The sequence below is a fragment of the Amaricoccus macauensis genome, assembly GCF_049800915.1.
In the GTDB taxonomy this organism is placed as follows: domain Bacteria; phylum Pseudomonadota; class Alphaproteobacteria; order Rhodobacterales; family Rhodobacteraceae; genus Amaricoccus; species Amaricoccus macauensis_A.
Window position 1 is genome coordinate 63,356 of record NZ_JBNAFY010000008.1, and the last position, 22,147, is coordinate 85,502.

Here is a 22,147-nt window from a genome sequence, read left to right on the forward strand (position 1 = left end):
GCTTTGAGCGTTCGCGGACCCGTGCCTGCTGAAAGACAGGTAGGAGGCTCAAGTGTGCCCTTGCCGAATGTGGTGAGAGAACAATATAAGAACACATGGCACAGCGTACCCTTTCCGAGAAACTTGCGATCCTGTCCGACGCCGCGAAATACGACGCGTCCTGCGCCTCTTCGGGGGGCGAGCGGCGCAACTCGCGCGACGGCAAGGGGCTGGGTTCCGCGGGCGGGTCCGGGATCTGCCATGCCTATGCGCCGGACGGGCGCTGCATCAGCTTGCTCAAGATCCTGATGACGAACTTCTGCCTCTACGACTGCGCCTATTGCATCAACCGCGTGTCAAGCAGCGTGGAGCGGGCGCGGTTCACGGTCGAGGAGGTCGTTACCCTCACCATCGAGTTCTACCGCCGGAACTACATCGAAGGGCTGTTCCTCTCCTCGGGCATCATCCGCTCGCCCGATGACACCATGGCCGACATGGTGCGCATCGCCCGCACGCTCCGGACCCGCGAGAATTTCCGCGGCTACATCCATCTTAAGACCATTCCGGGCGCGGCACCCGAACTGCTCGAGGAGGCGGGGCTCTGGGCGGATCGGCTCTCGGTGAACATCGAACTGCCCACAGAGACCTCTCTGCGCGCGCTTGCGCCGGAAAAATCCCTGCCGGGGATCCGGAAATCCATGGCGGAGATCCGTCAGCGCCGGGAAGCGGCAAAGGAGAAGACCCATCGCGGCCGGAAGCCCGGGCGCTTTTCGCCCGCGGGCCAGTCCACCCAGATGATCATCGGCGCCGATGGCTCCAACGACCGGGCGATCCTCGGCCAGTCGGCCCGGCTCTATGCCGGCTATCATCTGTCCCGTGTCTATTACTCGGCTTTCTCGCCGATCCCCGATCCCTCCGGAAAGCTGCCGCCCGCGCCGCCGCCGCTCGCGCGGGAACACCGGCTCTACCAGGCCGACTGGCTGCTGCGGTTCTACGGCTTCGAGGTCGATGAGGTCGCGGCGAAAGGCATGCTCGATCTGGAGGTCGACCCCAAGCTCGCCTGGGCGCTCGAGAACCGGGCCGTGTTTCCGGTCGACGTGAACCGGGCGGAGCGCGCGATTCTTCTGCGCGTGCCCGGCTTCGGGACGAAGACGGTGGATCGCCTGATCGCCGCGCGCCGCCACGGCGCGGTGCGCTACGAGGATCTGGTGCGGATGGGGGCGGTGATGAAACATGCCCGGCCCTTCATTCAGGTGCCGGGCTGGACGCCGCGCACGTTATTGGACAGTGCCGACCTTCGCGCCCGTTTCGCGCCGCCGGCGCAGCAGCTACAGCTCGCGCTCTGATGCAGGAAATCGTGCTTCCGGTGATCGGCAGCGTCGCGGCCTGGCGGGCCGAGGCTTCGGCCCGGTTGCAGGCGCGCACGCCCCCCGAGGCGCTCACCTGGCGCATGGGTGCGGCGGAGCCGGATCTTTTCGCGACCGAACGCGTCGAGGCGCGAACGACGGGCCAGCGGGTCAGCCTGCCGCGCCAGGCGGTCTCCACGCTCGAGCTTTCGCTGAGCCACCGCGACCCGGAGCGCTTTGCCCGCGCCTATGACGTGGCGTTCCGGATGGCCCATGCCGGGCTTTCCTGGGGGGATCGGCGGGATGCGGCGCTGCGCGAGGTGCTGAGGACCGCCAAGCTTGCGGGCCGCGCGATCCACAAGATGCATGCTTTCGTCCGCTTCCGGGAACTTCCGGGCGAGGGGCCGCGCCGGAGCTTTGCCGCCTGGTTCGAGCCCGATCACCCCATCGTCGAGGCCGCGAGCCCGTTCTTCGCCCGCCGGTTCGGCGACATGGACTGGACGATCTGCACGCCCGGCCTCACCGCGCTCTTCGTGGACGGCAGTTTGAGCTTTCGGGAGACCGAGGCAGAGGCCCGCCCGCCGGCGGATGCCTCCGAAGAACTCTGGCGGACCTACTTTGCCTCGATCTTCAATCCCGCGCGGCTGAAGGTTCAGGCGATGCAGTCGGAAATGCCGAAAAAATACTGGCGCAACCTGCCCGAAGCGGAGCTGATCCCCGAACTCATCCGCAGCGCGCCTGTCCGCGCGGCCGAGATGCAGGCGGCCCAGGCGCGCGATCTGGAGACGCGACGCGTGGCGGCGGCGCGCCAGCTCTGCGCAGGCGCCAGGGTTTCGGTGCCTGCGGAACCCGCCGCCCCGCCCGAGACGCTCGCGGAACTTGCGGCGGCTGCCGGAACCTGCGCGCGCTGTCCCTTGCACGAGCCGGCGACGCAGACCGTTTTCGGGGAGGGGCCGGAGGATGCCGACCTGATGGTGGTCGGCGAACAGCCGGGCGATCAGGAGGATCTCACGGGGCGCCCCTTCGTCGGGCCCGCGGGCCAGCTCTTCGACCGCGCCCTGGCGGTGGCGGGGCTTGATTGCAGGCGGCTCTACATCACCAACGCGGTGAAGCATTTCAAGTTCATGCCACGGGGCAAGCTGCGGATTCACCAGCGCCCGAATGCCGGCGAGGTCGATCACTGCCGGTGGTGGCTCGACGCCGAGCGCAGGCTGGTGCGCCCGCGCCTGACCCTCGCGCTTGGCGCGACGGCGGCCCGCGCGCTCACCGGCTCGGACCGGGGACTGCTGGAGCGGCGCGGAACGGTGGAAACCGCGCGCGACGGCGGGCCGGTCCTCATCACCGTCCACCCGTCCTACCTGCTGCGATTGCAGGACCCGGCGGAGCGCGAGGAGGGGTTCTCCCGGTTCTGCGAGGATCTGAGTGCGGCGCGGCTCAGCCTGCCGGGTCAGTCCGGCGTGGCGACAAAGGATTTCACATCCGCCGCCTCGACGACGTGGCAGTAGATCATGTTGATGATCTCCAGCTCGTGGTGGTGCAGGGTTTCGGTTGCAGCGGCACAGCAGTCTTCCACGACCAGAACGCCGAAGCTCTCGTCGCAGAGGGAGCGGACGGTCGAACTGACACATTGATCCGTGAAGATGCCTGCCACGACGACATCCCGGATTCCCATGTTCGAGAGCATCAGCCGCAGGTTCGTGCCGGTCAGGGCGCTGTCGGTGGTTTTCATGACGACGATCTCGTCTCGCTGGGGCGCGAGTTCGGGGACGATCTGGCTGTCCTCGCGGTCCTTCGGCAGAAGCAGGTAGTTGAAGCCGGGTTTCTTCTGGCTCAGGGAGCGGTCGCGGCCATCGGTTTTCTGGCAGGCGATGCGGGCGAACATGACCTCAATGCCGGTTTCCCGCGCCCAGGCGATCAGATCCGCCGTGTTGGGAATGACGGTGGTATTCATCCGGTCGAGGAATGGCTGCCAGCGCTGCGCCTCGTCGGGGTCTTCGGGGGTTTCGAGGTACGTGTTCTGTATGTCGATGACCAAGAGGGCGGTGGATGCCGGATCGAGGGTGATGTCGTCCGGCTCCTCGGCGGTTTCGTAGTAGAAGCTGCGGTAGGCGGTTTTCCAGTTCACGGCGACCGATCCATCCATTCCTGACCCAGCCGCGCTGTCGTTGCCGCGAAACCGGCTGCGAGCGCCTGTGGTTCGGGGGCTTCGATGTGACTGCCGATCCAGGCCAGGAGCGCCATGCGGCGGAGCATGATGAAGGTGTCGATCTCGGCGAGACAGGCGTCGCCCAAGGGGCGCACGGACTGGTAGCCCCTGATCCAGGCCGATTTGAAATCGGGAATGCGGGGGTCATCCTCGATAAAGCTGATGGCGGCGGCGAAGTCATACATGAACCAGCCGTGGCCGCAGTCGTCGAAGTCGATCAGGCGGGTGCCGGTTTCATCGACCAGGAGGTTCGCCAGCCGCATGTCGGCGTGGATCAGGTTGTATCTGTCCGGTGCCTTGCCATAGGCCGCGAGGCGGGCGCGGATGGTGGTCTCGACCTCTTCGAGGATGGCGCGCACCTCCGGCGTGACTTCGGGGGCATCGCGCCAGTTTCCCCAGGTGGGGTTTGCGCCGAACACGGCGTCGACGTCCCATGTCAGGCGTTCGAAGGGTTCGGGCTTCGTCCATGACATGGCGTGTACATGGCAGCGAGCCGCGATCGCCCCCAGCTGCTCGAACCTGTCGCCGATGTCTCCGCTCTCGTCCGGCGCCTCGCCCTCGACGAACTGGAACAGGACCATGAAGCGGGGCACGCTCAGGCCCGGGGCCTTGGCCTCCTGGATCGGCGAGCCGTCCCTGCCGATGAAGTAGCCCGGTGTCGTCACGACACCCTCGGCCCCCAGGGCATCGATCCAGGCCAGCTCGCATTCGATGGCCCGGCGGGTGTGATAGCCTTCGCGGTGCACGCGCAGGACGGATCGGTGGCCGCCTGGTGCCTCGACCAGATATGTCGCGTTCTCCGAGACATTGATAAGCCGGGCGGATGCGCCGGCGGGCAGATCCCAGAGGGACAGCGCATCGTTCGCCAACCCGTTCAGGTGACCCAGCAATTCTTCGAGCGGAATATCCGATCCGTCCATCATGCGCTCCCTCTTCAGATTTCCTCGATCGCTTCCAGCGATTCCGGGATGATCTGCCCCCCATCGACCACGATCTGCTGGCCGGTGATGTAACCCGCTTCGTCGGAGGCGAAAAAGAGCGCGGCGTTGCCGATGTCTTCCACATCGCCCAGGCGTTTCAGCGGGATGGAGGCGGCCATCGTGTCGAGGTATTCCTGGCCGAGGTCCTGCAATCCCTCGGTGTAGATGTTGCCCGGCATGACCGCGTTGATCGTGGTGTTGTAGCGCGACAGTTCCATCGCGGCGGTCTTCAGGAAGCCCAGCTGGCCCGCCTTGGAGGCGCCGTAATGGGACCAGCCGGGAAAGCCCGTGACCGGTCCGGTGATCGAGGATGTCAGAATGACGCGGCCCTTTCCGGCCTTCTCGAAGTGCGGGATCGCGGCTTTGACGCACAGAAAGGACGAGCGCAGGTTGGTCGCCATGACCCCGTCCCATTCATCCGGGTCCATGTCGACGATCTTGGTCTGGGGGAAGGCGCCGGCATTGGCGCAGAGCACGTCGAGCCCGCCCTGGGCGCTCGCGGTGCTGTCGACCATGGCCTTGACGGAGGCCCAGTCCGACACGTCGCAGGTCTCGTAGCGGACATCGCCGGCAATTTCGTCGGCGGCGGTTCGCAGGTCTGCCTCGTTGCGGGCGGCGATGGTGACCTTCGCGCCCTGCCGGGCGAATACCGTGGCGATTCCCCGACCGATCCCCTTGGACCCACCGGTCACGATGACGGACTTTCCTTTCAGCGATGTGAGCATGGTATTCTCCCTTGTTGTTCAGTTTTGCGCTGCGCGGCTGTCCCTTATTGTTCGGACGAGCCAGGCGAGAGCGAATGCGGTGAGGATCAGGACGAAGGAGCCCACGACGGACATGATCCCCAGTGTCGGCACCAGCGGTGAATAGCCCGATACCATCTTGGCGTAGAGCCATTCGGGCAGCGTGGAATCCGCGCCGGTGGTGAAGAGCGACAGCGGGAAGTTGCCCCAGCTCAGCAGGAAGGCGAACAGCCCGGCGGACACCAGGCCCGGCATCAGCAGGGGCAGGGTGATCTCGCGCAGGATCGTCGAGGTGCTCGCCCCCATGTCCCGCGCGGCCTCTTCGAGGGCGGGATCGAAGCTGTAGGCCCGGATGGCAACGATCAGGGTGGCGATCGGGGCGATCCAGACCAGATGCGCCACCACGGCGGTCTTCCAGGAGGGGATGATGCCGAGCGCGTTGAACCACATCAGCAGGGCGAGCCCGAGGACGGTCTGCGGGAAGAAGATCGGCAGCAGGATCAGTTTCTGGAAGGTCGAGCGGAAGCGCCAGTCGTAGCGGGCGAAGGCCAGTGCACCGAAAAACGCGATGATGACGGACAGGATCGTCACGATCACCGCAACCGAGAAGGATGTCAGCAGCAGGTCCCGGACGGTGCCGCTCTGAAGAACCTCGCCATACCACTTGTAGGAATAGCGCTTGATCGGAAAGCTGAGATACCGGGCGAATGACACCGAGGCAAAGCCCACGGACACCAGTGGCAGGTAGAGCAGGCCAATGACCAGCAGGCCATAGATGAAAAGGACGATGCGGGTGGAGCGGGACGCGGGCATCAGCGTTTCCTCCCCATGATCTGGTCGAGATCGACGCGTGAGACGCCGAAGAGGGCCAGTGATCCGATGATGACGATCAGGATCACCGAGAGGGCCGATCCGAGCGGCCAGTCCTGGCCGAAGGTGAAGGCGGTCTCGATATCATCGGCAATGGTGATGACGGCCTGACCGCCAAGGATCTTGGCTTCCGCCACGGCACCCGCGGCCAGAACGAAGCTCAGCAGACACCCGACGACGATGCCGGGGGCTGCCAGAGGCAGGTCGATCTGGGTGAAGATCTGCCACCGCGTGGCTCCGAGATCGGCGGCGGCCTGTCGCGCGTCATCGGGCACCATCGCAATGCCCTGTGCCAGCGGGAAGAGCATGAAGGGCAGGTAGACATAGACGAGCCCGGAAATGATGATCGGGACATCGTAGAGAGGGCTGTCAAAACCGACACCTGTCCAGGCGCGCAGATGTCCTTCGATCAAACCGCCCTTCATCAGGGTGAGAACCCAGCCGAACAACCGGATGTTTTCCGACACGAACAGGCTCATCACCACCGCGATGGTCAGGACCAGCGTGAAACTCTTGAACACCTTCGCCATGCCGTAGGCGAGCGGCCAGCAGACAATCAGCAGGATGACCGTCGAGGCCATGGCCATGCCCAGCGACCAGAGCAGGGACCGGTAGTAACCTTGCTCGAAGAAGACCGAGTAGGCGGAGAAATCGGGAGAATGGGCGAGGTCGAAGACCTTGGGCGGCATGATCGAGAAGAGGGCGACGACGATCAGCGGCGCAAAGAATGCGATTGCGAAGACGACGACAATCGGCAGGGAGGACAGATACCCGAGTTTGTTGTTGAGCTTCTGCATCAGCGTTCGACGATCAGGTGAGTGTTGGCGGCGTCGAACCCGAGCGTCACGTCGGATCCGAGTTTCGCGGTGGTGCGGTCCTCGCGCAGTTTCTCGACCGTGATGACCTGCCCGCCGGCGGCTTCGATCTCATACTGGATGCGCGAGCCCAGAGCGTATTCCTCCAGCAGCCTGCCGGAGATTTCATAGTCGAAGCTTTCGCCGGCCTTGCCGAACCGCACGTATTCGGGGCGCACCATCAAAAGACCTTTCTCGCCTTCGGCCAGGGTCGTCTGTCTGATGCCCGGATCGACCGTCAGTCCCTTGCCCGTCAGCGCGCCCCGGGTCGAGGTGACATCGAAGAGGTTCACCTCGCCCATGAACTCGGCGACGAACCGGCTGACCGGCCGGCTGTAGATCTCGTCGGCCACGGCGATCTGTTCGAACCGGCCATCCTTCATGATGGCGATGCGATCGGACATCACCATCGCTTCTTCCAGCGAGTGGGTGATGTAGACGAAGGTCTTTCCGGTGCGGTGATGGAGGTCCTTCAGTTCCTTCTCGAGCGTCTTGCGCAGGCGGTAGTCGAGCGCGGAGAGGGGTTCGTCGAAGAACAGGATCTCGGGATCGAATGCGAGGGCACGCGCGAGCGCCACACGCTGCCGCTCGCCCCCGGAGCATTGCGAGATCCGCTTGTTGTAGTAGTCGCGCGGCAGGCGCAGGAGATCCAGAAGTTCGAGGGCGCGGGTCTTGCGCTCGACCGGGGCGACCTTTCGCAGCTTGAGGGGGAATTCGATGTTCTGCCCGACGCTCATGTGCGGGAACAGGGCCAAAGACTGGAACACCATGCATGTGGGGCGTTCGTTGGCGGGGGTCTCGTCGATCCGATTGCCGTGCAGCCAGATCGCGCCGTCGGAAATCTCGTCCATCCCGACGAGAAGGCGGATCATGGTCGATTTTCCACTGCCCGATGGACCAACGATGGTGAAGAACTCACCTTCCCTGATGTCCAGATCGACACCGTGCAACGCGGTGAACGGGCCAAATCTTTTGACTACGCCCTCGAGGCGCAGAAGAGCGTCTGAAGTCATGGGGTCTCTCGCTTGCAAGCGCGCGGCATCGGAAGGTGGCGCCGCGCGCTACCTCAGTGTCGTCAGGAACGACGCGCTCTCGTGTAGATGTCGATCAGGGTGTCGTAGGAGGCCACGACTTCGTAATCGAGCGAACGGGACATCTCTTCTTCCAGGCTGTCCATCTGGATCGCGTCCAGTTCGTCCTCATCGAAGAGGGCCATGACTTCCGGATTGCCCATCTGACTGACGGGGTTGTAGGTGCCTTCCGTGAAGGCAACTGCCTTGGACGCCTCTGGACCCTGAACGTAATCCAGGAAATCCTCGGCAAGCGAACTCGGATCGGGGTTGTTGACCGCCGAGGTCAGTTCGATCCAGACAACGCCGCCCTTGCCGTCGACGGGGCCGGAGTTCGGCGTGATGGCCCGGACATTGGTGGCCCCGTCATAGCGTGCCGGAGAGGCGGTATAGGTACCGCCGGTAAAGTAGGCGTCGATCTCGCCGTTGATCAGCGCGATGTTCATCGCCACCAGATCGTCCGTGAGAAGCTTTGCGCCGCCGAAGATCGCTTCGGCCGTCGACTTGAACGTCTCGATATCCTCACCTTCGACCGGGGCGAACGGGTTCAGGCCTGCCGCGAGGCACATGTGGATGACGTTCCAGTTGTCATAGGTCAGAACCCCGTAGCGGTCTTTCATCGCCGGGTCGAGGAACAGGTTCCAGCCCTGGTCTTCGGCCGTTTCGCGGCTGATGACATCGGTGTTCACCACGAAGCTGAACGGGCCGTAGCGCTGCGGCATGCCGATCAGTTCCCCGTCGTCGGCAAAGGCCAGTGGATAATCCTTGAACTCGGGCAGCATCTTGTCGAAGTGCGGCATGAACCGCTCTTTGCTCAGAGGCTTGATCAGACCTTCGGGGTAGAGCTGATCGCGGGCCCAGGGCTGGTTGACGTTGATCAGGTCCCAGACGTTGATTTCACCGGCCCGAAGCTTGTTGATCATGTCCGGGTCGGATGTGCCGCTTTCGGCCCGCACCGTGGCCCCCGCATGTGCAGAGCGGAATGGATCGAGGATGGCGTCGGAGTTGTACCCTTCCCAACAGAGGATGTTCAGTTGATCGTTGCGATCGGCGAAGGCCGGTCGGGCCATGGGCCCAAGCGCTGCGGCCCCACCCAGGGCAGCGGTGCGGCTCAGAAAGCTGCGTCTTGAAAGCGTCACTGTGCTTACTCCTTTGTTGGTTTGGTTCGGGCCTGTTTGTTTTCGTTATTGGCCCTTTCGTCCCTTGATCTTGCTCAGAACCTCCGTGATGCGGTCGCGGGCGACGGTCATCTGTTCGATGGTGCCCGACATGAAGATGCGGCCGGTCGCCCCCATCATCTGCACGTCGTTGATGGTGAGCCCGGGCGCTGCCTTTTCCGCCTCGTTCGCGGCAACGCAGGCAAACAGCGCGGGCGCCATTTCGTAGATCAGCAGCGCCACGCCCGGCACGAGGATCGAGCCGTCGCGCGACCGGTTCAGAATGATGGCGTGCTGGTCGGACAGGTTTTCGATGATGTCGTGATAGAGCACCGTCGGGGCGAGCTGGTCCGTGGCCTTGGCCCCGATGCCTTTCAGAATGGCTTCTCCGGCGGCCTCCAGGTCCTCCATCCTGTCGGCATGCAGCTCCAGAAGCCCGAACTGCCGTTCGGTAAAGAGGATGCCGGGTTCCATGTCCGGCGCTTCCTTCAGTGCCAGATCGGCAATGCGGTGAATGCTCAGCGCCGGGGCGACCTCGATGATCAAAGAGTTCTGCCCCTTGAAGGGCGGATAGGCCCGGGCGCGGGTGGGCGACGACAGATAGGCCGCGAATTGCGGTTGGAGATCAGCGATCGGGAGGTAAACGCGAAGTTCGGTCATATCTTATCGCCCCCAACCTGTGCTGTTCACTTCACGGCTTCGAAGTATTTTCCAAGGTCTGCGTGAGGGCGCGGAATGACGTGGACTGCGGTGACGTCGCCGACGGCGCTTGCGGCCTGTGCGCCCGCTTCGGTGGCCGCCTTGACCGCGCCCACATCGCCCTTGACCACGACCGACACGAGGCCGCCGCCAACTTCATTGCGGGCCACGATCTCGACATTGGCCGCCTTGACCATCGCATCAGCTGCGGACAGGGCAGGCACGTAGCCCTTCGTTTCGATCATTCCGATTGCAAGATTTGCCATGGGGTTCCCTTTCCAGAGCCTTATTTCTCGTTTGTTTCGTCAATTGAGCCGATGATGAGCGCGTCCACCGGGGCCGCGCGTCCTGCGAAATACGCAGCCGCGACGGAGCCCTGGGTGATCAGCACCGCCTCGTCGGTGTCGCAACCAAGCGGATCGAAGGCGATCAGCCGACTGCCGCCCTCGACTTCCACTTCGAGCAACGCGCCGCCGGGCAGCGTTTCGACGTGCCGCGAGGACCAGATTTTTCCCTTCACGCGCCCTTTGATCATGGCTCAATCCTCTCGATCCGAATGCCCTTGCGCCGCGCCTCGTCCTTGGCCAGCGGCGTCACGCGTGCCTGCGGCGGAACACGCAATGGCCCCGGTCCGAATGCCGCGAGATCCGCCTCCGTGATGAGCTTCTTGTCCAGCATGGGCGCTTTCGGTTTCGGCGCGGCACCGACCAGTTTTGGCGCCGCGGGTATGGCCCGTGGCTGCGCCGCCGGCGCAGACCGCTCCAGCGCGAACCGGACCTCGCCGCTCTGAAGCTTGCTTGCGAAGCCCGGCACGGACATCTGCTCCGCGATGCGTCGGGCAAAGGCGTTCAGATCGTCCGACGTTTCGATGCGCACGGTTTCCACCCGAGGGCCGGAATGCTCGGCCAGAAGAGCGGAAAGCTCCTCGCGCAGGATCGCCCGGATTTCGTCGCGTATTGCTGACATCAAGCCGCTCCTGCATCACGCAAGGCCTGCTCTGCGGCGTTGCGTGCATTGCGCACGTCCGCCTCGGTGCCCGCGAGATAGACCCGGCCATTCGCGCCGATCATCCGCATGTCGATCACCTTGATATCCGCCTCCTTCTCCGCCTCGTTGCAGGCGAGAATGGCGTAGGCCGCGGATTGGCATTCCAGCAGGTAGATGCTGTCACCACCGATCACCATCGATCCCAGCTTGTTGCGGTTCATCAGGAACGCGTGCTGATCATCGACATTCGTGACCAGTTTCGATGCGAGGATCTTCGGTTTGGCCACGTCCTCCATCGTCTGGCCGAGCGCGTCGAGGATCGCGGCTGCGCCCGAATGCACCTCGGCCGTCGAATGAGAGTGGAACTGCAGGGTGCCGAACTGGCGCTCCACCACCAGGAGACCGGCGCGAACCTCCGCGCTCTTCAGCACGATGTCGGTCAGGGCCTCGATATCCAGGCCAGGGGAAATCTCGACGATCTGGGCGGCCATGCGCAGTCGGGGCAACGTTCCGCGCATCCAGGTCGAGATGTAGGCCAGCGTCTGAGGCTGCAACTGGTCGATAAAGATCGAGGCGCGGAGTTCGGTCATTCGGACGCGCCTTTCAAGCTGCGAAGCTCTTCGAGGATCATGGCGCGCAGTGTATCCTTGGTCAGTTCGGGTTCGGGGGCGCGGGAGGGCGGCGCTGCAACAACCGGCGCGGGCTTTTTGGAAAGTGCATCGAAGTCCAGTGAAGACAGGTCGGCGGGCACGTCGCGTCCGAACGCGATCCTGGTCCAGTGAACCAGATGCTGCGGGCCGACATTCTCCCCGACCGAGGACCGGCCGGCATAGCCCGTGCCAACCATGAAGGACGGGGGCAGGTGCGTCGCGAAACCGGAGGCCCCCTGGCTGCAGGGCGCATTGACCACCACCCGGTTCACGGGCACGGCACTTGAAAAGGCGATCAGTCGGCAGTTGTCCTCGCCGTGAAACGCCGCCGAATGCCCTGCGCCCCGCCTTGTGGCCTGGGCGGCAAAGGTCACGGCCTGATCGAAATCCGTGGCCGCCGTCAGGGTCAGAACCGGGCAGAGCTTTTCCCTGAACAGCACATCGTCCTGGCCGGGATGTTCGACCACCGGCACCAGAATCTTCGCGGAGTCGCTCACCCGAATACCGGCTTCCTTCGCAATCCGGACAGCGGACTTTCCGATGGCGTCCGCATTGAACGTCCCGTCCCTCCAGAGGTGGTCCCGCAGCCGGTCGGTATCATCCGCATTGCAGATATGGGCCCCGGCTGTCCGGAGCGCACGCTCCATGTTGCCGCGGTTCTGCTCCAGCGTGAGGCAGATGCTTTCATTCGTGCAGAGGACCGAGTTGTCGAAGCTCTTGCTTTCGACGAGGCATCGTGCGGCGGCGTCCACCGCAGCGGAGGGATCGACATAGGCAACGGCATTGCCGGGCCCGACACCCAGGGCCGGGTTTCCCGACGAGTAGGCCGCCCGCACCATTGCGTTGCCGCCAGTCGCCATGATGACGTTGATCTTCTCGGAGGACATGATGTCCTCGACCAGCGTCACGGTAGGGTGTTCCACACACTGGATCAGACCGGACGGGGCTCCGGCAGCCTCTGCTGCCTGCGCAAGATGGCGCGCGGCCTCGGCGGAGCAGTCCTTCGCAGCAGGATGAGGGCTGAGGACGATGGCATTGCGGCTCAGGATGGCCAGCATCGCCTTGTAGTAGACGGTCGCAACCGGGTTCGTGACCGGCGCAAGCGCAAAGACGACACCGGCGGGCGAAGGTATCTCGATGATCTTGCGCTCGGCATCGACACGCGGCGATACAAGATCGAGGCCACGATAGTAGTCCAGCAGTTCATGGGTGGAGAGCTGGTTCTTCAGCGTCTTGTGCGCGACGACGCCGTAGCCGGTTTCCTGCACCGCCCGCTGGGCAAAGTAGCCTGCCTTCTCGTAGCCGGCTCGGGCCACGGCTTCGGCAATGCGCAGCACGGACTCCCGGTCGAACTTGCGATAGTATTTCGCAGCCCAGGCCGCCCTGACCAGTTTCATGCGGGCGGAGGACAGTTCCCGGTCGGGGACATTCAGGAGCGCCTTGTCCATTACCACGACCTCCCCATCTTGCTGAGCAACTGACGCGCCCGCGGCATGGCCGCATCAAACCGGTCCATGATCTCCTGGCACAGCTCGACATCCTTGAGGACGCCGGGCTTGAACTGCAGAACCCTCTTGTCGAGCGAGGAGAAAATCGCCCAGACTCCATTCTCGTAGAGCGCGCGGGAAACGGCGATCGCGCCCTCCGGGTGATCGAACTCCAGGCCCAACACCACGCCGCGCTGACGCACTCCGCAGAAGATGTCGCTGTGGCGCGCCATCATCTCGGCCATAGACTGGGCGAAGAACTGGGATACGAATTCGATATTGGAAACGATCTCGGGGCGTTGCAGCATCTCGATCACGTGGTGCCCCACAAGGCAGCCCAGCTCGGAACCGCCGGCTGTCGAGATATGTGCCGCGCCGTCTTCGACCTGCCAGCGGCCGCATTCCTCGGTCACCAGACAGGCGCTGATCGGATAGATGCCGCCGCCCAGGCCCTTGCCGCATACGAAGATGTCGGGTTGGAGGCCATAGCCCTGCCAGCCCCACATCACGCCTGTCCGCATCAGCCCGGTCTGCACCTCGTCCGAGATGAACTTGGCCCCGTATCTGTGGCAGAGATCCTGACAGGTCTTCAGGTAGCCTTCTTCCGGCATCGGAAAGCCGTAGGTTGCGGGGATCGTCTCGATGATGAAGGCCGCGACATCGCCTTTCTTCAGTTCACGCTCAAGCGCGTCCGGGTCGTTGAACGGCACCTGAACGAATTCTCCGGGGCGGTCCGCGAGAAAGATCTTGGTGAAGCGCTCGTCCCCGGTGGCGACCGAGAGGCCGGAATGGCCGTGATATCCCTTGATGATGGAGATGATCTTCTTGCGCTTGGTTGCGTAGCGCGCAGTCTTGATCGCGATCTCGACGGCTTCCGCTCCGCCTGCGCCGAAGATCGCGTATTTCATGTGCGGTGCGGTCTTCACCAGCTTTTCCGCAAAGGCTGCTCGAGCCACGGACGGGAACCAGTGGTTGCCCATGTCGAAATAGTCGAGGCCCGACTTGAGCACTTCCACCAGTTCGGGGTGACGGTGGCCGAAATTGTAGGTCCCGCCATTCAGATGCAGGTCGATCAGGGTCTTGCCCGACATGTCATGTAGCCGGTAACCCTCGCGACGGTCGATCACCATGGGGGTGCCGGCCTCCTGCCAGAAGCTGACTTTGCCCGGGTTCCAATATTCAGCCGCCTTGCTCAGCAGCTCTTCCTTGGATGCGAAAGAGAAATAGCCGTAGTTGAACACGCGAATCCCCACTGAGTCTGACAAACAGCAAACACCAGTTATGACCATTTGCAAAACTTTTTTGTGGCAAGTCGGTCAAAAAAGATATCGACCACCCCATACTTTCCGTTATTTTGGGCATTCGGAGGTGCCATTTGACCAAGAACCAGTCAAAAAAAACACGTCGGCACGATCGGATCCTGGATGTGCTCAAGGTTGATCCCGCCAAACGGGTCAGCGAATTGGCGCATGAGTTGAATGTTTCCGCGGAAACCATTCGCAGGGATCTGGCCGAGCTTGATGCGGCGGGCAGTATCCGTCGCACCTATGGCGGTGCGGTGCGCACGTCCAACCTGGAACCGGCCCTGTCCGATCGCCTCAAGCTCCATGTGGAAGAGCGCGAGCGGATCGCCGGGGCCGCGGTCGAACTGCTGGACGGTATCGAGAGCCTGTACGTCGGCGGTGGTGCCACGACCTTGCAGGTCGCGCGCGCGCTGAAGTCGGTCAACAGGCACATGACGATCCTGACGGCGTCCTTTCAGGTTGCCCTGGAACTCGCGGCCAACCCGCTCTTCGATGTGATATCACTGCCGGGGAATGTGGAGCTTCAGGAGGGTCTGGTGCACGGACCTGAGACCCTGAGGTTCATCAGTGAATATAATGTACACTGCACGATCATGGGGGCATCCGCGGTTGACGAGATTGGCGTCAGCGAGGCCCTGCCTTCGGCCGCGGGTGTCTATACAGCCATGATCGGTCAGGCACAGCAGACGATCGTTGTCGCGGACCATTCCAAGATGGGAATGAAGTCTCTCAAGCGCATATTGCGGTGGAACGAAGACACGTCGCTTGTCACCGATGCGCCGCTTTCGGGCGAGATTTCCCAGAGCCTGAGCGGCAAAGGCGTAAAGGTCAGGATCGCGTAGCCTGTTCTCGGGTGTCAGACAAGAAACTGCGAGAGCAGGACGTAGCAGGCGGCGGACAGCAATGCAGCGGCGGGCACCGTCACGATCCAGGCCGCGGCGATCGTCAGGAAGTGGGAGCGTCGCACGAGTTTGCGGCGTCGCCGTTCCTCCACCGGGAGCCTCTGCGCCGGTGGACGGTTCTCGTTGATGATGCGGCTCCGGCGTCCGGCGTGCCATTCGCGGAAGAAACCGACCCCGAATACCCCGCCAACGGCGATATGTGTGGAACTGACGGGCAGGCCCAGCCAGGACGCCGTGATGACGGTCACGGCGGCCGACAGTGCCACGCAATAGGCCCGCATCGGATTGAGCTTGGTGATCTGGTTGCCGACCATATCGATGAGTTTTGGCCCGAAGAGCACCAGGCCGACCGATATGCCCGCCGCTCCGATCAGCATCACCCAGATGGGTATGGCAACCTCCGTTGCCGCCCCGCCGGTCTGCTGTGCGTGGATGATGCCCGCCAGGGGGCCGACGGCGTTCGCCACGTCGTTGGCTCCGTGAGCGAAGGAGAGAAGGGCGGCCGAGAAAACCAGTGGGAAGCGGAAGAGGATCTTCAGGGAGCGGTTGCGGTTTTCCATCCCTTCCGCCTGCCTGAGGACCAGCGGAATTGCGATTGCGCCGCAGATCAATCCGACGGAAATGCCAAAGATCAGCGCCTTTCCGAGGCCTATTGTTGCGACATGGCTGAGGCCCTTGATCGCCAGGTATGTTCCGAAGGCTGCTGCCATCAGCCCGATCAGCGCCGGCACCCAGACGCGCGCCGCGGCGATCTTGTCCTCGACATAGATCACCTTCCACTTGATGAAGGCGAGAAAGGCCGCAGCGATCACGCCGCCCAAGAGCGGGGAAATGATCCAGCTTGCTGCAATGGCGCCCATGGTTGACCAGTTCACGGCGCCGAGCCCCGCGGCTGCAATGCCCGCGCCCATGACGCCTCCCACGACGGAATGCGTGGTCGAGACAGGTGCGCCGATGAAGGTGGCTATGTTCACCCAGAGGGCTGCCGACAGGAGTGCGGCCATCATTGCCGTCACGAAGACCTGGCCGTCAGCCAGGCTTTCGGGTGCGACGATACCCTTGGAGATCGTATTGACCACATCACCCCCGGCGAGCAGGGCGCCCAGACTTTCGCTGACTGCGGCGATCGCGATGGCGCCTGCCATCGAGAGTGCCTTTGCTCCGACCGCTGGCCCCATGTTGTTGGCCACGTCGTTGGCGCCGATGTTGAGCGCCATGTAGGCGCCGAAGGCTGCGGCGATGATCACGAACAGCCCACCGGGTGCCCCGCCCACGATCAATCCCGCGGCCAATGCCGCAACTCCGACGAAGAACAGCGACAGGCCGACGCCAATGAGTGGCCGCGCAGCATACATCGTGGCAGCCTCGAGCCGGGAGAGCCGGCCCAGATCGCGGTCAAGCGTCTTCCAGTCGTTTGCGCCGTCCTGGTCGCTCATCAGAGGTTGTCGCTCTCTTCAGTGCGGCCCGAGCCTTGCACGAGACGTCGAAGCGCGGGCTCGACGGTTTCGAGGAAATGTTTCAAGCCGGGCTCGGTTGCGAGCGATGCCGCTTCTGCGGGCGAGAGCCAACGACGCTCGCGCCGCCCTGCCTCGGGGTAGCTGTCGAGAAGCTTCTCGATCTCGATTGCATACACCTTCACGTTCGTTGGCGCGGGAACGCCACCACCCATGCGCTTTTCATACCGGTATTCGCCAATGGGGCGCGGTTTGGGGCCGCATGGCTTGATGCCTGCCTCTTCCCAGGCCTCCTCGAGGGCCGTGCCTCCGGCATCGAGGCCGGATTTCGGCCAGCCCTTCGGCAGAAGCCATTGCCGCGTTTCAAGAGAGGTGACGAGCAGAATTTCGATACTCTGCCCGCGGCAACGGTAGCAGAGTGCCGCGACCTGGAAGTGCGGGGGACGACGGAGGATTGGTACTATGTAATCTGTCCAGAGAGTGCGAAGCATCGGTTTTCTTGAGGTTTTGGAGCGCATAACAGAGCGTGATCACAGTCTCAACGCGTATCGACCATACGGCGGACTGTTTGCTTGCTTCCTAATTCTTCACGACATGCGCGCGTTTTCCCCGGTCATGCCAAAGGGGCAGGGCCGAGGCCGTGCGTCGGTTGTCGGTGCTCCGATCATCTGAAGTGTGGCGACGCGGGCGAGTTGGGATCCGTCGACCTTCTTGCTGTTGAGATACCAGGGGATGTCGCCCCTGCTCGGGAATTGCTGGAAAGGCCTGCCAGAATGCAATAACCATGAAAATGCGTTTTCATTCGAGTGCTCCATGGCTGAAGCTTCTTTCCTGTCCCGCGTGCGCAAACTGTTGCCCGATCTGCATCCGGCAGAGCGCAAGCTTGGCGAACTGGTCTGCGATTTCCCTGGCGAGCTTGCGAGCTACTCCGCCTCCGAACTGGCGGGTCTCGCCGGGGTGTCGAATGCGACGGTTTCCCGGTTCATCCGCAGGCTCGGCTATTCCTCATATGAAGAAGCGCGGCGCCACGCCCGGATCGAGAAGCAAAGCGGCTCGCGCCTCTATCTCGGTCAGGCGGGCAGGGATGCCCCGAACGAGCCGGAAAGCTACGCAAATACCGATATCGAGAATATCCGGAAAACGCTCGCCGCGATCGACCGGGGTGATATCGACGATCTTGCGAAAGCGATCCTTTCGGCGCGGAAGGTCTGGGTTATAGGGTTTCGTGCAGGAAATCCGCTGGCGAATTACCTGCAATGGCAATTACTTCAGGTCACGGACCGCATTTCTGCCGTGCCGGCGGCCGGACAGACGATGGGCGAGTATCTTGCCAGCATCGGGCCCGATGACCTCGTCATCCTCTTCGGGCTGCGGCGGAGGATCGTGAAGAACGACCAGATCCGGAGTAGCGTGATCCGCAGCGGTGCGGCATTCTCATACATCACGGATGAGAGTGTGCCGCCGGAGCAGGACGCAGCTTGGCATTTCCGGTGCCACACGGAATCCGCCGGGCCGCTCTTCAGCCATACGAGTGTCATGGCGCTGCTGAACCTCATCACGAATCGGGCCATCGAACTGGCCGGAGCGGAAGGGCGAACCCGTCTGCAGCACATTGAAAGCTGCAATGACGCGGTGGGGGAGCTCTGACTGCGCATACTGCGTGAGCATTCTGCATGAAAATCTGATTACTTTTCGAGCGGTCTTCGGCCGTGGATGAGAAAATTCAGTTTCATGACCAGATTTCTGTTTGCTGTTCGTGAAAAATGATTTTCATACTTGGACATCGTCGATCAACCGAGCGCCCGGTCTCTCACAGTGTCCAGAAAGGAAATCTCTTCCATGCGTTTTCTGCTTGCCTCTGCCGCCCTCGTCTTTGCGCACACTGCCACCGCTGAAACTGTATCCTTGCGGGTACTTGGTCAGCCCGTCGGTTCGGGCCTGATCCAGCAACAGATGGAACAGCCCTTCTTCGAGGATTTCGCCAGCAAGTCGGGGCTCGATGCCAGTGTCGAATACCTTCCGATCGACATGGCCGGTATTCCCGATACCGATGGGATGCGTGTTCTGCGTTCAGGGCTGTTCGATATCGTTTCGGTTCGTGGCCCGCAGGTCAGCCGGGACGAACCGACGATGCTCGGCCTCGATCTCGTGGGTCTCAATCCCGACTACGAAGCCGGAAAGGCCCATGTCGCGGCCTTCCTGCCCACGGTGGACTCCGCGGTTCAGGAGCGGTTCAACGCGAAGCTTCTCGGTGTCTGGCCGGCGGGGCCGCAGGTTCTCTTCTGCAAGCCTGAAATCTCGGGCCTGAGCGATCTCGAAGGTCTCAAGGTGCGCGTGGGCGACCAGTCCGCCGCGGCCTTCGTCGGGCAGTTCGGAGCCACCGGCGTCCCGCTTCCCTTCGGCGAGGTGCAGCAATCGCTCGCCCGCGGCGTTGTCGACTGCGCCATCACCGGGCCGGCTTCGGCGAACTCGGCCGGGTGGCCTGAAGTCACGACCTCCGTCCTGCCCATCGCACTTCAGCTGGCGATGAACGGCTACGCCATCAATCTCGACAGCTGGAACGAGCTCGACGCCGAACAGCAGGACAAGCTCCAGAGTGCCATGGACATGCTGGTTGGCGATATCTGGGCCTATTCCGAGGAGCTCTATACCGATGCGATGAACTGCAACACGGGGCAGGAGCCTTGTGTGCACGGCACATCCTACGATCTCGAGATGCTGGACGTCTCCGAAGCCGATCAGGCCGCGGTCGCGAATGCGCTGGTTGAATCCTCGCTGCCCGCATGGACGTCCCAGTGCAACGCGGTGAATGCGAGCTGTGAAGCCGACTGGATGTCGAGCGTCGGCGCCGAACTCGGCCTCTGATACCACGCCCGACAGGAGACACCTCCCATGAAGACCTACTCGCGACTATGCGCGATCGTCTTCGGCCTGATGATGACGGCGCTCTGCGTCGTCATCGCGGTTGAGACCATCCTGCGCAAGTTTTTCGGACATTCCCTTGCGGGCGTGGACGAGCTTTCCGGCTACGCGATCGCCATTGGTGCGCCGCTCTGCTTCGTGGTGACGGCTGTCGAACAGAGCCATATTCGGATCAACCTCCTGCACATGCAGATGCCGCGAGGCCTCAAGGCCGCGATGAACCTCATCTCGGCGCTGGCTCTGGCGGCCCTGGCCATCTACCTGCTTGTCTTCACCATCCGCACCGTAACTGAAACCCGGCTTTTCGGCTCCGTTGCCCAGACGCCGTGGATGACGCCGTTGATCTGGCCGCAATCGGCCTGGCTTGTCGGGATGGCTCTCTTTACGATCGCCGCGGTTTGTCTTGCGGGCCGTGCGCTCTGGCTGGCGTTCCGGCGCGACACGGATGCTCTTGTTCGGGAGTTCGGGCCCGAAACGGTCGAGGATGAACTGAAGGCCGAGCTTTCGGATCTGGAGGCACGGGCATGAGCATTTCCGTCATTGCCGCAGGGTTTCTCTGCATGCTTCTGATGATGTTCCTGTCCCTGCCCGTGGCGGTTTCGATCATCGCGGTCGGCGGGATCGGTGGTTATCTCGCCTACGGAATGCCCCTCGTCGAGACCATGGGCGGGGTTGTCTGGGGCACGCTCAACAATCCCGTCATGACAGCCATCCCGCTCTTCATGCTTCTGGGTGAGTTGCTGCTGCGGGGCGGCATTGCAGACCGGATGTTCGATGCGCTCGCCGTTTGGCTGGGACGGCTGCCTGGAGGGCTTCTGCATACCAATATCGGCACCTGTGCGCTTTTCTCGGCGACCTCCGGTTCATCGGTGGCGACGGCCGCCACCGTAGGCACGATCGCGCTTCCGGCGCTCGAGGAGCGGGGATATCCCGCGCGGCCCGCGCTGGGAACGCTCGCAGCTGGCGGTACGCTGGGCATTCTCATTCCGCCATCGGTCAACCTGCTGGTCTATGGTTCGCTTGCCAATGTCTCGGTCGGGCAACTCTTCATCGCAGGCGTGCTTCCGGGGATCGCCCTGACGCTGCTCTTTTCGGCCTATGTCATGCTGGCCTATCCGAATGCGGGGCGCAGCAGCGAAACGCCACGCATCCCGGCGGCGGAACGGCGGCGCCTGCTGCGCCATCTCGTGCCGCCCGGCGTGATTTTCGGTGTGGTCATGGGCTCGATCTACGGCGGTATTGCGACCCCGACGGAAAGCGCCGCCCTCGGTGTGATTGCCGCCTTCTTCTTCGTCTGGAGAGGGGGCCGGCTCGACTGGAACCTGGTGGAGAACTGCTTCATCCAGTCGGCGAGGACCACGGGCATGGTCATCCTCGTGATCGTTTGTGCATTGCTGCTCAATGTCACGCTGTCGATGACTGGCGCCACGCAGGCCGTGACGCGCTGGGTCACCGAACTCGGCCTGAGCCAGACCACGCTCCTGCTCTTCCTCGTCCTCTTCTATGTCATCCTCGGCATGTTCATGGACGCAATGTCGATGCTGGTGCTGACGGTTCCGATTGCCGTGCCGATGGTCACAGCCCTTGGTGTGGACCCGGTCTGGTTCGGCGTTTTCGTGGTCGTGATGTGCGAGATCGGCCTGATCACGCCACCCGTCGGAATGAACCTCTTCGTCGTCCAAGGCGTTCGAAAGGGCGGTGGCAGCTTCAACGATGTGGTCCAGGGCGCGCTGCCCTTCGTGCTGCTCATGATCGCATTCGCGGGGTTGCTTGTCCTCCTGCCAGAGATCGCACTTTTCCTTCCGGATCTCGCGGCGGGGCGCTGACATGACTGCCATGACACGACCCACGACAACCAAGGCAGCCGATATCCGGCTGCTTGCGATCAACCCCAATGGCAACCGCGAGGTCACTGCCCTTGTCGAGCGCGTCGGGCGCGAAGCTGCACGGCCAACGACGCATATCGTCGCGCTGAACCCGGAAGGAAGCCCGCGCTCCATCGAAACACCGGAGGATCGGAAGAAGGCCGAGCCACTCGCGATTGATCTTCTCGCGCGAAGCCCGGGATATGATGCCTATGTCATGGCCTGTTTCGATGATATCGCGATTGCCGCAGGTCGCAGTTTCCTGGGCGCGCCCATAGTCTGCGCTGCTGAAGCTGCGATTTCATTGGCGCGCCTCCATGCCCTACGATTCACGATCATCACCACCGTCGAAACGATGGTGCCAGGGATCCTTTCGCTCGTGAAATCGCTCGGGGTGGAGGATCGGTGTACGGTCCGCGCCACCGGGATCGGGGTCGCAGAAGCCACCGGTGCAGGCCAGGAGATCGGATCGCGGATTGATGCTGAAATCCGGGCAGCGCAGGCCGTCGATGGGGCAGGGGCAATCATACTCGGCTCGGGCGGCCTTGCCGGGCGCGCGCCCGAGCTTCGTCGCCGGCACGGGCTTCCGGTGATCGACAGCATCGACGCAGCCATTGCCATGGCCGATCTCGCCGCACGGATCGGGGCCAAGCACCACGAGGATGCGTGACA

The 22,147-nt window shown here is 63.1% G+C and carries 24 protein-coding genes; 8 read left to right on the forward strand and 16 right to left on the reverse strand.

All coding sequences use genetic code 11. From position 1 onward, the window contains the following. Positions 1-95: 95 nt before the first annotated feature. Together ACP15W_RS18100 and ACP15W_RS18105 are read left to right on the forward strand one after the other, a co-directional pair. Positions 96-1,325, forward strand: coding sequence for a putative DNA modification/repair radical SAM protein (locus tag ACP15W_RS18100; RefSeq protein WP_424934342.1), 1,230 nt, complete (start codon positions 96-98; stop codon positions 1,323-1,325). Further along, positions 1,325-2,830 (forward strand): UdgX family uracil-DNA binding protein, encoded by a 1,506-nt coding sequence (locus ACP15W_RS18105; protein WP_424934343.1) that lies wholly within the window; start codon positions 1,325-1,327, stop codon positions 2,828-2,830. Before ACP15W_RS18100 ends, ACP15W_RS18105 begins: the two co-directional genes overlap by 1 nt. Here ACP15W_RS18105 and ACP15W_RS18110 read toward each other — a convergent pair. The 14 genes from ACP15W_RS18110 to ACP15W_RS18175 all read right to left on the reverse strand — a co-directional run bounded on the left by ACP15W_RS18110 (position 2,773) and on the right by ACP15W_RS18175 (position 14,293). Further along, the gene (locus ACP15W_RS18110; RefSeq protein WP_424934344.1) at positions 2,773-3,450 is read right to left on the reverse strand and encodes a cysteine hydrolase family protein; all 678 of its coding nucleotides are present in this window, start codon (positions 3,448-3,450) and stop codon (positions 2,773-2,775) included. The genes ACP15W_RS18105 and ACP15W_RS18110 overlap by 58 nt on opposite strands. Then, positions 3,447-4,454, reverse strand: coding sequence for a phosphotransferase enzyme family protein (locus ACP15W_RS18115; protein WP_424934345.1), 1,008 nt, complete (start codon positions 4,452-4,454; stop codon positions 3,447-3,449). The genes ACP15W_RS18110 and ACP15W_RS18115 overlap by 4 nt, the downstream gene beginning before the upstream one ends. An 11-nt stretch (positions 4,455-4,465) precedes the next feature. Next, complete coding sequence (fabG, locus tag ACP15W_RS18120; protein ID WP_424934346.1) at positions 4,466-5,236, reverse strand: 3-oxoacyl-ACP reductase FabG; 771 nt, start codon at positions 5,234-5,236, stop codon at positions 4,466-4,468. A gap of 18 nt (positions 5,237-5,254) precedes the next feature. After that, complete coding sequence (locus ACP15W_RS18125) at positions 5,255-6,067, reverse strand: ABC transporter permease (RefSeq protein WP_424934347.1); 813 nt, start codon at positions 6,065-6,067, stop codon at positions 5,255-5,257. Then, positions 6,067-6,921, reverse strand: coding sequence for an ABC transporter permease (locus ACP15W_RS18130; RefSeq protein WP_424934348.1), 855 nt, complete (start codon positions 6,919-6,921; stop codon positions 6,067-6,069). Before ACP15W_RS18130 ends, ACP15W_RS18125 begins: the two co-directional genes overlap by 1 nt. Next, positions 6,921-7,991: an ABC transporter ATP-binding protein gene (locus ACP15W_RS18135; RefSeq protein ID WP_424934349.1), complete on the reverse strand. Its 1,071-nt coding sequence runs from the start codon at positions 7,989-7,991 to the stop codon at positions 6,921-6,923. The genes ACP15W_RS18130 and ACP15W_RS18135 overlap by 1 nt, the downstream gene beginning before the upstream one ends. A gap of 62 nt (positions 7,992-8,053) precedes the next feature. Next, positions 8,054-9,187 (reverse strand): ABC transporter substrate-binding protein, encoded by a 1,134-nt coding sequence (locus ACP15W_RS18140; protein WP_424934350.1) that lies wholly within the window; start codon positions 9,185-9,187, stop codon positions 8,054-8,056. Positions 9,188-9,232: 45 nt separating this feature from the next. After that, positions 9,233-9,865 carry a microcompartment protein gene (locus ACP15W_RS18145; RefSeq protein ID WP_424934351.1) on the reverse strand — a complete coding sequence of 211 codons (633 nt, stop codon included), beginning with the start codon at positions 9,863-9,865 and terminating at the stop codon, positions 9,233-9,235. 26 nt (positions 9,866-9,891) lie between these two features. Further along, the gene (locus ACP15W_RS18150; RefSeq protein WP_424934352.1) at positions 9,892-10,170 is read right to left on the reverse strand and encodes a BMC domain-containing protein; all 279 of its coding nucleotides are present in this window, start codon (positions 10,168-10,170) and stop codon (positions 9,892-9,894) included. Positions 10,171-10,190: 20 nt separating this feature from the next. Then, a complete protein-coding gene (locus ACP15W_RS18155; RefSeq protein WP_424934353.1) occupies positions 10,191-10,439 on the reverse strand; it encodes a EutN/CcmL family microcompartment protein in 249 nt (82 codons plus the stop codon). Next, on the reverse strand, positions 10,436-10,870 hold the full coding sequence (locus ACP15W_RS18160; protein WP_424934354.1) for a hypothetical protein: 435 nt from the start codon (positions 10,868-10,870) through the stop codon (positions 10,436-10,438). The genes ACP15W_RS18155 and ACP15W_RS18160 overlap by 4 nt, the downstream gene beginning before the upstream one ends. Further along, positions 10,870-11,481, reverse strand: coding sequence for a BMC domain-containing protein (locus ACP15W_RS18165; RefSeq protein WP_424934355.1), 612 nt, complete (start codon positions 11,479-11,481; stop codon positions 10,870-10,872). The genes ACP15W_RS18160 and ACP15W_RS18165 overlap by 1 nt, the downstream gene beginning before the upstream one ends. Then, positions 11,478-12,989 carry an aldehyde dehydrogenase family protein gene (locus tag ACP15W_RS18170; RefSeq protein ID WP_424934356.1) on the reverse strand — a complete coding sequence of 504 codons (1,512 nt, stop codon included), beginning with the start codon at positions 12,987-12,989 and terminating at the stop codon, positions 11,478-11,480. The genes ACP15W_RS18165 and ACP15W_RS18170 overlap by 4 nt, the downstream gene beginning before the upstream one ends. Then, a complete protein-coding gene (locus tag ACP15W_RS18175; protein WP_424934357.1) occupies positions 12,989-14,293 on the reverse strand; it encodes an aspartate aminotransferase family protein in 1,305 nt (434 codons plus the stop codon). Before ACP15W_RS18175 ends, ACP15W_RS18170 begins: the two co-directional genes overlap by 1 nt. Positions 14,294-14,403: 110 nt before the next feature. Here ACP15W_RS18175 and ACP15W_RS18180 point away from each other — a divergent pair, with 110 nt between their 5' ends. Then, entirely contained in the window at positions 14,404-15,174 is a 771-nt protein-coding gene (locus ACP15W_RS18180; RefSeq protein WP_424934358.1) for a DeoR/GlpR family DNA-binding transcription regulator, read from the forward strand. A 14-nt stretch (positions 15,175-15,188) separates the two neighbouring features. Here the strand turns inward: ACP15W_RS18180 and ACP15W_RS18185 are convergent, their stop codons facing one another. Further along, on the reverse strand, positions 15,189-16,670 hold the full coding sequence (locus ACP15W_RS18185) for an inorganic phosphate transporter (RefSeq protein ID WP_424934359.1): 1,482 nt from the start codon (positions 16,668-16,670) through the stop codon (positions 15,189-15,191). Next, a complete protein-coding gene (locus ACP15W_RS18190; protein ID WP_424934360.1) occupies positions 16,670-17,179 on the reverse strand; it encodes an NUDIX hydrolase in 510 nt (169 codons plus the stop codon). The genes ACP15W_RS18185 and ACP15W_RS18190 overlap by 1 nt, the downstream gene beginning before the upstream one ends. Positions 17,180-17,501: 322 nt before the next feature. Here ACP15W_RS18190 and ACP15W_RS18195 point away from each other — a divergent pair, with 322 nt between their 5' ends. The 5 genes from ACP15W_RS18195 (at position 17,502) to ACP15W_RS18215 (ending at position 22,145) form a co-directional block, all read left to right on the forward strand. Beyond that, a complete protein-coding gene (locus tag ACP15W_RS18195) occupies positions 17,502-18,335 on the forward strand; it encodes a MurR/RpiR family transcriptional regulator (RefSeq protein WP_424934361.1) in 834 nt (277 codons plus the stop codon). 192 nt (positions 18,336-18,527) lie between these two features. Continuing rightward, on the forward strand, positions 18,528-19,553 hold the full coding sequence (locus ACP15W_RS18200) for a TRAP transporter substrate-binding protein (protein ID WP_424934362.1): 1,026 nt from the start codon (positions 18,528-18,530) through the stop codon (positions 19,551-19,553). 27 nt (positions 19,554-19,580) lie between these two features. Beyond that, the gene (locus tag ACP15W_RS18205) at positions 19,581-20,138 is read left to right on the forward strand and encodes a TRAP transporter small permease subunit (protein WP_424934363.1); all 558 of its coding nucleotides are present in this window, start codon (positions 19,581-19,583) and stop codon (positions 20,136-20,138) included. Further along, positions 20,135-21,436 carry a TRAP transporter large permease gene (locus tag ACP15W_RS18210; RefSeq protein WP_424934364.1) on the forward strand — a complete coding sequence of 434 codons (1,302 nt, stop codon included), beginning with the start codon at positions 20,135-20,137 and terminating at the stop codon, positions 21,434-21,436. The genes ACP15W_RS18205 and ACP15W_RS18210 overlap by 4 nt, the downstream gene beginning before the upstream one ends. A 1-nt stretch (position 21,437) precedes the next feature. Beyond that, a complete protein-coding gene (locus ACP15W_RS18215) occupies positions 21,438-22,145 on the forward strand; it encodes an aspartate/glutamate racemase family protein (protein WP_424934365.1) in 708 nt (235 codons plus the stop codon). Positions 22,146-22,147: the final 2 nt, after the last annotated feature.

What these genes read in the sequence shown, in the direction of transcription:
- ACP15W_RS18170 (WP_424934356.1), bottom strand. Translation starts at nt 12,989, where the DNA reads ATGGACAAGGCGCTCCTGAATGTCCCCGACCGGGAACTGTCCTCCGCC.
- ACP15W_RS18150 (WP_424934352.1), bottom strand. Translation starts at nt 10,170, where the DNA reads ATGGCAAATCTTGCAATCGGAATGATCGAAACGAAGGGCTACGTGCCT.
- ACP15W_RS18100 (WP_424934342.1), top strand. Translation starts at nt 96, where the DNA reads ATGGCACAGCGTACCCTTTCCGAGAAACTTGCGATCCTGTCCGACGCC.
- ACP15W_RS18115 (WP_424934345.1), bottom strand. Translation starts at nt 4,454, where the DNA reads ATGATGGACGGATCGGATATTCCGCTCGAAGAATTGCTGGGTCACCTG.
- ACP15W_RS18215 (WP_424934365.1), top strand. Translation starts at nt 21,438, where the DNA reads ATGACTGCCATGACACGACCCACGACAACCAAGGCAGCCGATATCCGG.
- ACP15W_RS18135 (WP_424934349.1), bottom strand. Translation starts at nt 7,991, where the DNA reads ATGACTTCAGACGCTCTTCTGCGCCTCGAGGGCGTAGTCAAAAGATTT.
- ACP15W_RS18130 (WP_424934348.1), bottom strand. Translation starts at nt 6,921, where the DNA reads ATGCAGAAGCTCAACAACAAACTCGGGTATCTGTCCTCCCTGCCGATT.
- ACP15W_RS18155 (WP_424934353.1), bottom strand. Translation starts at nt 10,439, where the DNA reads ATGATCAAAGGGCGCGTGAAGGGAAAAATCTGGTCCTCGCGGCACGTC.
- ACP15W_RS18165 (WP_424934355.1), bottom strand. Translation starts at nt 11,481, where the DNA reads ATGACCGAACTCCGCGCCTCGATCTTTATCGACCAGTTGCAGCCTCAG.
- ACP15W_RS18125 (WP_424934347.1), bottom strand. Translation starts at nt 6,067, where the DNA reads ATGCCCGCGTCCCGCTCCACCCGCATCGTCCTTTTCATCTATGGCCTG.
- fabG (WP_424934346.1), bottom strand. Translation starts at nt 5,236, where the DNA reads ATGCTCACATCGCTGAAAGGAAAGTCCGTCATCGTGACCGGTGGGTCC.
- ACP15W_RS18200 (WP_424934362.1), top strand. Translation starts at nt 18,528, where the DNA reads ATGCGTTTTCTGCTTGCCTCTGCCGCCCTCGTCTTTGCGCACACTGCC.
- ACP15W_RS18190 (WP_424934360.1), bottom strand. Translation starts at nt 17,179, where the DNA reads ATGCTTCGCACTCTCTGGACAGATTACATAGTACCAATCCTCCGTCGT.
- ACP15W_RS18160 (WP_424934354.1), bottom strand. Translation starts at nt 10,870, where the DNA reads ATGTCAGCAATACGCGACGAAATCCGGGCGATCCTGCGCGAGGAGCTT.
- ACP15W_RS18210 (WP_424934364.1), top strand. Translation starts at nt 20,135, where the DNA reads ATGAGCATTTCCGTCATTGCCGCAGGGTTTCTCTGCATGCTTCTGATG.
- ACP15W_RS18195 (WP_424934361.1), top strand. Translation starts at nt 17,502, where the DNA reads ATGGCTGAAGCTTCTTTCCTGTCCCGCGTGCGCAAACTGTTGCCCGAT.
- ACP15W_RS18185 (WP_424934359.1), bottom strand. Translation starts at nt 16,670, where the DNA reads ATGAGCGACCAGGACGGCGCAAACGACTGGAAGACGCTTGACCGCGAT.
- ACP15W_RS18105 (WP_424934343.1), top strand. Translation starts at nt 1,325, where the DNA reads ATGCAGGAAATCGTGCTTCCGGTGATCGGCAGCGTCGCGGCCTGGCGG.
- ACP15W_RS18145 (WP_424934351.1), bottom strand. Translation starts at nt 9,865, where the DNA reads ATGACCGAACTTCGCGTTTACCTCCCGATCGCTGATCTCCAACCGCAA.
- ACP15W_RS18205 (WP_424934363.1), top strand. Translation starts at nt 19,581, where the DNA reads ATGAAGACCTACTCGCGACTATGCGCGATCGTCTTCGGCCTGATGATG.